The organism is Streptomyces sp. NPDC058964 (genome assembly GCF_042741275.1).
Taxonomy (GTDB): domain Bacteria; phylum Actinomycetota; class Actinomycetes; order Streptomycetales; family Streptomycetaceae; genus Streptomyces.
This window is the reverse complement of sequence record NZ_JBHYKH010000410.1, coordinates 1-8,199: the sequence shown is the minus strand read 5'-3', so window position 1 is coordinate 8,199 and position 8,199 is coordinate 1. Positions and strand designations below refer to the sequence as shown.

The following is an 8,199-nucleotide window of genomic DNA, read 5'->3' as shown; positions in this document are numbered from 1 at the left end:
TGCACAACCTCGCCCTCGCCGGATAGCCGAACAGGCGGCACTGCAGCCGCCCATGCCACTCCCGACTCCAAGATCGTTACGGGACAAGCCTTAGTAACGATCAACTACCGGCGCAGAGCACTGGTAATGCTTGGTCAGGTTGGTATCGGTTCTGGCATGTCGCGGTGACAGGTGGGGCAGGCGCAGGTCCAGAGCGCGAGGAGTAAATGCAGTTCGCGTGCGACCCGGTAGAGGCTCAGTCCGGCGCCGTCCCTTTCGGGGACCGGTGATGCGCTATTAGCGCTGGGATTCCTCGGAGATGGCGTCCGCTGATTCGAATACCCCTGGGAAATCCTGTTCTCGGAGTGGAGTACGAGTCACCATCAAGTGGTCCCCGTCCTGTGGAGTGTGCGCAGCGAGGTCAGGGTAGCGTCTCGACGTGCCTGGCCACGGGGGGAGTTGTGATTGCCCATGGGCGTCAGGGTGGTGTTCGACGGTCCGCGAGGATATGTGTCGCGCCGGTGGTTCCGGGCGGGCGTCACCCTCTTCGGTGGTGCGTTGCAGATGGTCGGCGGACTCGCGATGGTGCCCGCGATCCTGGGGCTGTTCTTCGTCCCCGTCGCCGTTGTCGACGATCCCGGCCGCGGCTGGAAGGTGGCGGTGCTCTGGGGGCTCCTCATCGCCCTCTGTCCACTGGGCCTGATGACCGGCGGTTATCTGATCAAGGGCAACCGCGGTCTCGTCCTCTTCCTCCGCCGTTTCCGCCACGGGGAGGCGATCCAAGTCGTGACCTCCGCCGTGCGCAGCATCGGACGTACGTGGCGTGTCGTCACACTGGACGACGCCACGATCGTTCCGGTCGGGGTCGCCCCCGGTGCGCGGCGCCTGACCGCGGTGGTGACGCGGCTGTCGGCGTGGCGGGCGTGGCTCGAACCGAGACTCACGAGGCTCGGCGGTCACTACGACCGTGCGGAGAAGGTCTGGAAGGTCGTCATGCAGGCCGCGCTCTGGGGATGCGCCGGGCTCATCGGCTATGTCTTCTGGCGTGATCACGACCTGGAACTGCTACTGGTGTATCCGAACACGCCCGAAGCCGTCGCGTTCCGGGTCCTCCTGGTCGTCCTCGGCGTCGGCGCCGCACTGTTCGTGGTGCTGATGGGTCTCGGGTTCCTTCTGGTGGGCGCAGGCCTCGTGATTCTGCCGTTCGTGGGGGCGATCGCGCCGTTCGCTGAGGTTCCCGAAGGGGTCCGCAAGGCGGAGGGCGTCAAGTCGGCGACGGTCCGGAACCGGGAGGAGATTGCCGAGGTGGCCGAGGCCCTTGCCGACGCCGGCCGCGCCACGATCAGCCCCCGGCTCGCCGTCCTCACCGTGGAGACCGCCGTCTGGCGGCACGCCGTACTCAGCCTGGCTGCCGTCTCCGCCACGCCTCTCATCGACGTCTCCCGTCCCACCCGGCACCTCCTCTGGGAGATCGAGGAACTCGGCCGGCTGTACGGGCCGCGCTGTGTGTACGTCGGCCACCTCGACCGTCTGCGCCGGTTCACCGCAAACTCGGGCGCCGTCGACGTACTCGCCGTCCCCGCGGGCTCGGTCATCGGGCGGCTCGAAACTCTCCTCGACGGCAAGGAGGTCCTCGCCTACACCACCGGCTGGCGTGGCCGCCGCCGCTTCGCCCGCGCCCTCTTCGCCCGCCTCGAAGCGCTGCCCCGTTCCCCCGAGGACCGCCACCGCACCCGCCGCCTCGCGCTGGCGCAACTGGCCGGAGTTGCGGCGTTCGCTGCCGTCCTTGCCGCGATGGCGGGACTGGTAACTGGGCTGGGCTGAGCTTGTGATTCGTCCTCGACGGGCTTGGTGTTCCTTGATCGTCTCGGCGTGTTTGACCCTGTTGCCCGACGTCGTGGTGCTTGACGCGCTCCAGCGTGCTCGTCGCCGTCCATGACGGGGCACCGTACCCGAAACCGTCGCGAGCACGCCCAAAACTCCGGACAGCAAGCAGTCCCGCCGCCGGGCTACCCACCCGCGGACACGGTCCGGAACGGGCCGCGGGGCGGAGCTCCGTGCGCCGGCTCGGGGGATTCTCGGAACGGAGGCCCGCACCCCCATCTTCCGCTCCGACCGCACGATCTGCCGCTCTATGCGCTGTGCCGGGCCCGCGGGCGGCCGTCTTCTTGGCAGCGGTCTTCTTCGCCGCCACCTTCCTCGCTGGAGCCGTGCTCTTCGCAGCGGCCTGCTTCCCGGGTATTTCGTGGACTTCGGCTCAGGTGTCCTCGCCGCGGGCGGCCTTGGCCTTGGCCATGGCCAAGCAGGGCTTGGACGTGGTGGCAGTCGCGGCTGTGGCATCCCTTCGATCCCACCCGAGCCGAAGCAGCACTCAGCGACCTTAACCGTGTGGCGCCCCGCACCAGGCGGTCTGGCTCCATGAAGCACAGCACTACCTGGACGCGGGCCAAGGAGTGGCCGACCGGACACCGGTTCGCCGACCGCACCCGGGCCCGGCAGGCCGCCGTCGACGCACTGCTGGAAGCCGGACACAGCCGCCGTTCGATCGAGCGACAGCTCGGCATGACCTGGCGCACCGTCACACGGCTCGCCGACGCCGCCCGGCCGGAAGAACTTTCACCGGTCAGTGGCAATACCGGACTTCCGTCCTCGATGACTACAAGACCTACCTGGACGACCGCCGGGGCGAGGGCTGCATCAACGCCTGGAAAAGTGTGGGAGGAGATCGTGCCGCTCGGCTACAGAGGCAGCTACCAGCGCGTCCCCGCCTGCCTGCACGAGAAGCGCACTTCGCCGCGGCCGCTGACCGCCCGGCCACCCTCGCCCCGGACGGTCGCCGGATGGATCCTCAGCCGCCCGCAAACCCTCACTGAGCCGGAACAACTCCAGCTCAAGACCATCCGCACCCAATGTCCCGAGCTTGACGGCCCCCACCCGGCACGTCCGCTCCTTCGCGGTCGTGCTCACCGAGCGCCAGGGCGAACGACTGCCACGCTGGCTCGACGCCGTCCGGCAGGACGACCATCCCAGCCTCCATACCCTCGCCGCCGGTACCGACCGCGACCTCGACGCTGTCATCGCCGGGCTCACCCTGCCTTGGAACTCGGGCGCCGTCGAAGGCCATGTCAGCCGGATCGAGATGCCCAAGCGCCAGATGTTCGGCCGCGCCGGGTTCGATCTCCTCCTCAAGCGTCGAGAAGGCAAGGGGCAGCGCGACTGATGCGGCGTGGCACTCGGTTCAGGCAGGTCTGGGGAACCAGACCATCTGGCACCAGGCCCACGCGCTGCCAGCCTTTCGCACGCGTACGAGGGACCACTGGGATTGCTGTGCTCCGGTGTTGTACAACGACAACGGCATCGAACGATGTCCCGATCAGTAGGCGCGTACAACGGGTGGCGTGCGTGACAAAGGAGTGCGGATGAGGGTGCGGGCAGGCAGGGTGATGCTCGCCTTCGCGGTGCTGACGGCCGTGGTGGGGTGTGGAAGCAGGGGGATACCTGCCCTCTCATCTGTGGAGCTGCAAAGCCGGTGGTGGTCGTGGGTAGCCGCTGGACCGGACGAAACCGATCCGATCGCGGATCAGGACGGAAGCTCGTGTGCTCGGTACCAGCCCAACGACGTGTGGTTCCTTGCCGGCACGTACGGCGGGTCGGCCAAGCGGGCCTGCACTGTTCCCCACGGGCGGCCCCTCGCCTTCCCCGTCGGTACCGCGCGGGTACATGCGCTGGGTGGGGGGGGATTCTGGGCGCGCGCCCCGGGGGGGCCCGACCTGCCCGCCACGCGACTGGATCCGCAGACCTACCCCGGGGAGGCGATTGAGGTAAGCCGTTACGCGGGCCGTCACGTCATAGGCGTGGACAGTGGTTTCAAGACCACCGGATGCGGATTGTGGATCCAAATACCGCCTCTGGATCCGGGCGAACACGCCCTGAACATCCGTGGTGAGTCTGGCAGCCTCCAGGTCAGCGTCGACTATGCACTGACCATCGAAGAGGGCAGAGGCTAGCTGGGGGCGTGCGTCCTTGCCGACTTTGGCAGTAGTCACGGGTGCCTGCCATGTCCAGCTCGAGATCGCCCCCGTAGCGGACCGGCCAGGTGGTGGTGACCACGCAGGTTGTGGTCCGATCTTAAGGATCACCCGGCCGAGGGCCGCACGGCCTCGCCACCGGCCGGCGAGGCGCCCCGGGGAAGATCCGGCGCGGCACTCCGGCCGGCAAGGCTGCTGCCAACTCGGATCAGGTTGCGGGGCGACGCAGCACGTCAGTGGGCTCCCAATCGCCCTCCCAGAAGGCTTCGAGCCCGTGCTCGTTGATGAACTGCCGCTCCACCTCGTGGATGGAATACATGCCCTGGATGTTGATCACGTCGTGACCCTCGTGTCCCGGAACGGCAGCATCGATGCCGAGGTAGTCGTCTCTGTCGAGCGGGCTGTGCTGATTGCTCATGCCGCCCTCCGACGGCTTGACGATGCCGTTGCCGCCGAGCAGGACGACGAAGACACAGCCTGGCGCACGCGCTGCGCCCGGCATGCCACCGCCCTGGCGCGTCACGAATAGGTGACCGTTACACGAAAACTTCACACAAGCGTCACATCTGACGTTACTGTCTTCCCTCCAACACACCCTGGGGGGACACATGAGCAACCCGTACGCCGTGCCGCCACAGCCGCCCGTGCGCACGGCACCGAGGTGGGCGCGGAAGCGGTACGTACTGCCCGCGATGGGGCTGGCGTTCTTCCTCGGCGTCGGCGCCGGCGGCAACGACCAGAACAACGCGACGGACGCGAAGCCGACGGCGCAGAAGGTACGGCCGACGGCCACGGTCACCACGACGGCCACGGCCACGGAGACCGCGAAGCCGAAGCCTGCCCCGACGGTCACGGCGACGAAAACGGTCAAGGTGAAGGTGACCGTGACCCCGCACGCTGCGGCCGCGGGTTCGGGGAGCGTCGGAACTTCGTCGGGCGGATCGTCCGGAAGCGGCGGCTCCAACTCGTCGGGCGGTTCCGGCAGCGCCGGGAACGGCGCCACCGCGCGGTGCAACGACGGCACGTACTCGTACGCTGCTCATCATCAAGGCGCCTGCTCGCACCACGGCGGCGTGGCCGTCTTCTACCGGTAGGTCCACAGGGCAAACAAACCGCCCGACCACGCCCGGCCGGGCGGCCGACACCGTTTCTCATGGCTCTGGCGAGGGCTGGGAAGCCTGGGGAAAGCCCAACTCGTCCAGCAGCGCGCTGAAGTGGTCCTCCGCAAAGGTCTCCCGCTAGCGCAGTGGCTCTTCGATCCGGGGCTGCTGCGCTGTGGCTGGGATGCCGGCAGCCGCAGTCCAAACGAGTCAACGCTGAGCGGTCGGATGCCGGCCCGCGCGCAACAGCAGTTCCACCGCTTGCAGCGCTCCTGCGACTTCAGCCGGGTTGAAACGTGTGTCGATGAGGTTGGCGACGGAAGTTGCCGCATCCGAGAGGTCGCTGCCTCGTCGCCGCACGGCGCTCATCACCGCGTTCAGCGTTTCGTAGTGGGCGACCGTCCGAAGGCTGCCGCCCACCTTCCAAGGTTCGGCCAGAACGAGTGCGGCCAGATCAGCCACGTACGCGTCGTCGAACTCGGCGCGGCACCGGTCCATGGTGTCGACGAGTTGCGGGATGCCCCAGACGACGAACGTGAAGTCCTGGGTCCCCGTCGCCACAGTGACCTGCCGGGTGACCGCGACCGAGGAATCCCGCACCTCCTCGATGCAGGGGAGGAAGATGCTGAACGTGCCGCGCACCCGGTTGAAACGATGGGACTTGAAGACCAGTCGGTAGTTGGTCAGATAGAGCCGACCGCCGATGGCCTCCTTCCCGCGCATGCCGACCAGCCACATGAGATCGTCGAACGCGAACCGGGACAGCCCCGCCGCTCGGACGTCGATGACCGCGTTGGCGTTCTTGCGAAGGATGATTCCTTCGCCGGGCAGCAGTTCCTCAAGGTTCAACGGTGCTATCGCCACAGCGCCCCCTCCGTGTCAGTTGTCTGAGCAGCGGGAGCATCGTAGATGTGCCGCCGCATGACGGCACACCCTCGGTGAGCGAAACGAGGATGGTCCAGGTGCCGAAGTTCGGAGTGGTGAGGGGAGGTTGTGTCAATCGCACCCGTCCACAAGGTGGGCCGTCACCCCGAGTGCGGAGCCCAGGGCTCCGCCCAGGAGCCCACCGAGTGGGATGCCACTTCAGGAGACGAACCGGGTTGTCGCGCTCATCCGCCGAGGAGCCTCCCTCATGTGTGGGCTTGCCGGAGGCTCGACTGGGCCACGACACGGACGACTCCTCCCAGTGAGAGAGCCACGGGCCCGACGGCGGCGACCCGCACACTCCACCCCAGAGCCCTTCCAAGGCAGGTTGGCAGCCAGTGCGGTCCTGCCGTTGTGGTGCAGCTCCGTGTAGATCCCCCCACCCATCCCCAGGGGTCGGGTGCTGAAGAGCCGTCCTGAAACTGGCCCGCTGCCTGATCACCCGCCGACAGATCGACTCGCCGTGCCGACCGCCGTAGACGAGCGACCGGTCCTCTTGGCTCGATCCAGCGGCTACCAACCTCCAGGAAGCTGCGCATCTCCAAGGCGAAGTTGCGCATGTCCTCTCCAGGAGCGCGATCGGTCGTCGCCTCGAAATACCACTCGTCGTCCGAGAAACCGCCGTGCAGACCCCATGTCAGCCGGACGCGGGATCCCGTGTGCTCGGCTGAGAGCGTCAGGTCTCGCTCCGGGGAGCGCCAGGTCCGGGCCCCGTTCGTTTCGGCCGTGGCTTGACTCGATTCGCGGTGGTCGGAACGGAGGACAGATTGGCGTGTAACGATTTGATAACGCGACGATTGTCCAGCATGGCCGTCGACTCGTCCCAGATGCTGGACCGATATCCCCTACGAAAGGTTGTGCGAACCGGATCTTGTTTCCTAGGTAAGGAAATTCCTAACGTGAGGTGAACGCCGATTGAGAGCAAGGTAGTTAATCCATGCCATCGAAACACCGTGACGTTCCGGGCCTCGCCGAGGTGCGCCGTCTCACCCAGAAGAAGCGGGACGCGTGGTGGACCGTCCTCCTCGTCGACCCGGTCGCCACACCACTGGTGCGCTTGGTCGCGAAGCGGACCCGGATCACGCCGAACCAGATCACCTGGGGCGCGCTGCTGCTCGGACTCGTCGCGGCCGGCTGCTTCGCCATGGGCGACTGGCGCTGGCTGATCCTCGGGGCCGCGCTCTACCACTTGAGCTTCATCTTGGACTGCATGGACGGCAAGGTTGCCCGGCTCACCGGCCAGGGCTCGGTGTTCGGCGCCTGGCTGGACTACATCTTCGACCGGATCCGCGTCATGGCCTGTGCCGTCGCGCTGATGGCGGGCCAGTACCACCGCACCGGTGAGGTCCTCTACATCTGGCTGGCCGCCGCGGTCGTCTTCCTCGACGGGATGCGATACCTCAACTCCCTGGAGATATTCAAGACCCGGCACAGCATGCGCAAGCAGATCAAGACCCGGCTGCGGGCGGCCCGGCGAGCTGAGAACACCGCCCGCGTCGCCTTCATGGAGGACCTGCTGCGCGACAACCCCGAGGCGGACATCGAGCAGGACCTGCGCCGCGCGACCGAGGAGGACGCGCGGGCACTCGGCGCCGAGCACACCGGGCTCCTGGCCGAGGCGGAGGGCGCGGCGCTCCTGTCCGAGGCCGAGGTCGAAGGCGCCCACCCGCTGACGGCAGCCGGGACCGCCGGCCAGAGCACAGTCCTGAGCACGGCCGAGCCCGGCGTCTCCGAGGGCGCGGCGCCCGCGCTGCCGAGCGCCCGGGTCATCGACCTGCACCAGGAGTTTCGCCACCGTTTCCCCGCGTACCTGCGGATGCGCTCCTTCCTGCTGCGCCACCGGATCCGTACCCATCTGGTGAGCGGCATCGAGTTCCAGATGGGCGTGTTCATCGTCGGGCCGCTGCTCGATGCGATCATCCCCACCACCATCGTCGCCGGCTCGATGCTGCTGGTCTTCGAACTCGCCATCGTCTACAAGCTGCTGTTGTCGACCCGCGACTTCACCCGCACCATCGACTCCTTCGACCAGGACACGATGACACGCGCCGCCTGAGCCGAGCCGCACGACAAGGGCGAGGGGCCGGGGGACGCCCCCCCGCCGCCGCGCGGGGGCGGGGAGAACACAGGCCGGGGCCCCCCCCGCCGACACCCGGCCGCGGGGGCGC

Annotated in this window: 7 protein-coding genes; 4 read left to right on the top strand and 3 right to left on the bottom strand. The window is 67.7% G+C overall.

Annotated elements, in window-relative coordinates; translation table 11 throughout:
• The first annotated feature begins 450 nt into the window (after window positions 1-450).
• Together ACFW2E_RS35085 and ACFW2E_RS35080 are read left to right on the top strand one after the other, a co-directional pair.
• Window positions 451-1,803: a hypothetical protein gene (locus ACFW2E_RS35085; protein WP_384472468.1), complete on the top strand. Its 1,353-nt coding sequence runs from the start codon at window positions 451-453 to the stop codon at window positions 1,801-1,803.
• 1,096 nt (window positions 1,804-2,899) lie between these two features.
• Window positions 2,900-3,199 (top strand): hypothetical protein, encoded by a 300-nt coding sequence (locus tag ACFW2E_RS35080; protein ID WP_384472474.1) that lies wholly within the window; start codon window positions 2,900-2,902, stop codon window positions 3,197-3,199.
• Window positions 3,200-4,215: 1,016 nt separating this feature from the next.
• Here ACFW2E_RS35080 and ACFW2E_RS35075 read toward each other — a convergent pair.
• The gene (locus ACFW2E_RS35075) at window positions 4,216-4,530 is read right to left on the bottom strand and encodes a hypothetical protein (protein WP_384472465.1); all 315 of its coding nucleotides are present in this window, start codon (window positions 4,528-4,530) and stop codon (window positions 4,216-4,218) included.
• Between the two features lie 85 nt (window positions 4,531-4,615).
• Between ACFW2E_RS35075 and ACFW2E_RS35070 the strand changes: the two genes are divergently transcribed.
• Window positions 4,616-5,101, top strand: coding sequence for a DUF3761 domain-containing protein (locus tag ACFW2E_RS35070; protein WP_384472462.1), 486 nt, complete (start codon window positions 4,616-4,618; stop codon window positions 5,099-5,101).
• A gap of 216 nt (window positions 5,102-5,317) precedes the next feature.
• Here the strand turns inward: ACFW2E_RS35070 and ACFW2E_RS35065 are convergent, their stop codons facing one another.
• Entirely contained in the window at window positions 5,318-5,971 is a 654-nt protein-coding gene (locus ACFW2E_RS35065) for a hypothetical protein (RefSeq protein WP_384472459.1), read from the bottom strand.
• A gap of 266 nt (window positions 5,972-6,237) precedes the next feature.
• Window positions 6,238-6,813: a DUF6228 family protein gene (locus ACFW2E_RS35060; protein WP_384472471.1), complete on the bottom strand. Its 576-nt coding sequence runs from the start codon at window positions 6,811-6,813 to the stop codon at window positions 6,238-6,240.
• A gap of 155 nt (window positions 6,814-6,968) precedes the next feature.
• Here ACFW2E_RS35060 and ACFW2E_RS35055 point away from each other — a divergent pair, with 155 nt between their 5' ends.
• On the top strand, window positions 6,969-8,087 hold the full coding sequence (locus tag ACFW2E_RS35055; RefSeq protein WP_384472456.1) for a CDP-alcohol phosphatidyltransferase family protein: 1,119 nt from the start codon (window positions 6,969-6,971) through the stop codon (window positions 8,085-8,087).
• The last annotated feature ends 112 nt before the right edge of the window (window positions 8,088-8,199 follow it).